This window comes from Vibrio sp. 10N.261.51.F11, from assembly GCF_041471665.1.
GTDB lineage: Bacteria > Pseudomonadota > Gammaproteobacteria > Enterobacterales > Vibrionaceae > Vibrio > Vibrio crassostreae_C.
On the sequence record NZ_JBFROW010000090.1, the window covers coordinates 1 to 2,622 of the forward strand.

At 42.1% G+C, this 2,622-nt stretch carries 2 protein-coding genes; one reads left to right on the top strand and one right to left on the bottom strand.

The features are described from left to right. The first annotated feature begins 364 nt into the window (after positions 1 to 364). A complete protein-coding gene (locus AB4351_RS21095; RefSeq protein WP_372127062.1) occupies positions 365 to 1,273 on the top strand; it encodes an IS5 family transposase in 909 nt (302 codons plus the stop codon). A gap of 249 nt (positions 1,274 to 1,522) precedes the next feature. On the opposite strand, the gene AB4351_RS21100 is transcribed toward AB4351_RS21095, so the two are convergent. Continuing rightward, positions 1,523 to 2,551, bottom strand: coding sequence for an IS110 family transposase (locus tag AB4351_RS21100; protein ID WP_372127064.1), 1,029 nt, complete (start codon positions 2,549 to 2,551; stop codon positions 1,523 to 1,525). Positions 2,552 to 2,622: the final 71 nt, after the last annotated feature.

Genomic DNA, 2,622 nt, shown 5'->3' on the forward strand with positions numbered 1-2,622 from the left:
TTTAACTGATCGGCATTACCCCTTTGCGGAGCCTTTCTCTTTGTAACGATAGCTTATTTGATGGCGAAGGTCGGCAATGATAACTTCCAGATATATCGTAGAGCGATGGCACTGAGTTGTTTTAGCTATTTCAGGAATTGCTGATAATTCATGCTACAACTGCTTGTTTCTTTGGTGAGAAGAGCGCACTACTTTCAGCAGTTGTCGTCTTCTATACCTTTCCATGAATGTTGCACTTATGATCTGAAATCAGGCCTAGTTACTTATCTGTTTTGTTGTCTTCAGCGGCGTTGTTGCCTAAATTAGTTGAACCTTTTCCAAGTCCTGTGATCTGATCATTTGAAACGATTGGAATGGTGGTGATATGGGTAAAGCAAACAAGAAGATAACTAACTGGACGGAGTACAATAAGACTCTTTGTAAACGTGGTTCGGTTACATTCTGGATAGATGATTCAGCCGTAGATGCATGGCGATGCAAAACTCATCATGGTAAGCGTGGGAGAGGCTTTCAGTACTCTGATACAGCGATTGAAACCGCCTTGATGATTAAGGGCATCTTCTCTCTTCCTTTACGTGCTCTTCAAGGCTTTATCGACTCTATCTTTGAGCTATTAGATGTTCCACTAACGTCCCCTGACTACACCTGTATCAGTAAACGCTCGAAGACAGTTCAGGTCAAATATCGCAATAAATCGAGAGGGGCTATTCGCCATATAGCCATTGATTCTACTGGCCTCAAAGTCTTTGGTGAGGGGGAGTGGAAAGTGAAAAAGCATGGTACAGAAAAACGTAGGACATGGCGCAAACTGCACTTAGCTGTGGATGTGGATACTCACGAAGCGATTAGTGCGGAAGTCAGTCTTGTAAATGTAGGCGATAGTGAAGTGTTACCGACGTTACTCAACCCACTACGTAGAAAGGTCGCTGCCGTATCCGCCGATGGAGCATATGACACAAAAAATTGCCACGAGACTCTGAAAAATAAAGGCTGTACTCCGTTAATACCGCCTCGAAAGAATGCAGCTCTTTGGGAAGACGGTCATCCCAGAAACAAAGCGGTAATGGCTCTGAGAGATGGAACAATATCGGAATGGAAAACAGAGTCTGGTTATCACTATCGTTCAATATCTGAGACTGCTATGTCCCGATATAAAGGACTAACAAGCGATAAATTGAGCTTGAGATGTTACAACGCTCAAGTGGGCGAAATCATGGCGAATGTCAAAGCGATTAACAAAGTCATAGGACTAGGTATGCCCGTTAGAAGCTAACGGCTAGCTACATATGGTGTCGTTGATCTTCAAGCTGATTTGATCATATATGGACACTTCCTATTGGCAAGTAGTAAATCTGAAAGTTTTAGGTAAAAGATTGCAGACATATATCCGAGTTCAAGGACTCTTAATGATTTCCGCTGAGCATGCTCTTATCAACAACACGAACTTGAAAGTCCTAAGATCAAATCAGAGTTCCATACTCACGGTCTTACCTGTTTTCTCATTTCCACTTCATGCGCAATTTTAGATAGATAGTAATTCAGGATTATAGTGTTGCTGATTAGCCAATAAAGCCCATGCAATTCGAGCATTCCGATTAGCTAGTGCGACTATTGCAACATTCTTGTGTTTTCGTTTCAGTAAGTCATTCAACCAGCGGTGAGTATAAGTGGTTGGCTGTTGCTTTAAGTGCCCAAGAACAGCTCTTGCACCATGCACTAGTAGTCTTCGTAAATAGCCATCCCCCCGCTTGCTTATACCAAGCAATACTTGTTTGCCACCCGTTGAAAACTGCTTAGGTACAAGTCCAATCCATGCAGATACCTGCCGTCCATTATTAAAAGATGCGGGGTCACCTATACTTGCAACAAGTGCGGTGGCAGTTATAGGGCCAATTCCAGGGATCTCTGCGATTCTTTTAGAATCAACATTCGTACTGTGCCATTGTTCAATTTCTTTTGTTAACGCACTAATTCGTGAAGAAAGCTCATCAATTAGTTCTTTTAAATGAGTAACCACGCAGCGAATCGGTGGCGTCAAATTATTTTCAGCATCCTCTAAAACCAGAGGGAGATGCTTGTTAAGTGATGCACTTCCTTTAGGAAAGACAAGACCAAACTCAGCCAGCAACCCACGTAATTGATTAGTTTGGCCAGTTTTCATTGAAACTAACCTTTCTCTAGCTTTGTGAACAGAAAGGATTGATTGCTGTTCAATCGATTTTATAGGTACGAAACGCATGTTAGGGCGAGTTACCGCTTCACAGATTGCTTCAGCATCAGCGGTATCGTTCTTATTTGATTTCACATAGGGCTTAACAAACTGCGGAGGCATAAGTTTAACGTCATGACCAAATTGCTTGAATACTCTTGCCCAATAATGAGCACTGGAGCAAGCTTCCATACCAACAAGACAAGGAGGCATATTGGTCAACGTTTCGGACAACTTCTTTCTGCTGATATTTTTCTTCAAAAGAACTTTGCCTGATGAATCTACTCCGTGAAGAGCAAAAGAAGATTTAGCTAAGTCGATACCTAAAGTTGCAATGGTCATGGTCTCTTCCTCATTTATGTTACCGACTATAAGTTTAGACGGTGGGTGGAAGTGTCCATATCATTAACAAC

Excerpts from the sequence above, each read along its gene's own strand:
- AB4351_RS21095 (WP_372127062.1), top strand. The coding sequence starts at position 365 with ATGGGTAAAGCAAACAAGAAGATAACTAACTGGACGGAGTACAATAAG.
- AB4351_RS21100 (WP_372127064.1), bottom strand. The coding sequence starts at position 2,551 with ATGACCATTGCAACTTTAGGTATCGACTTAGCTAAATCTTCTTTTGCT.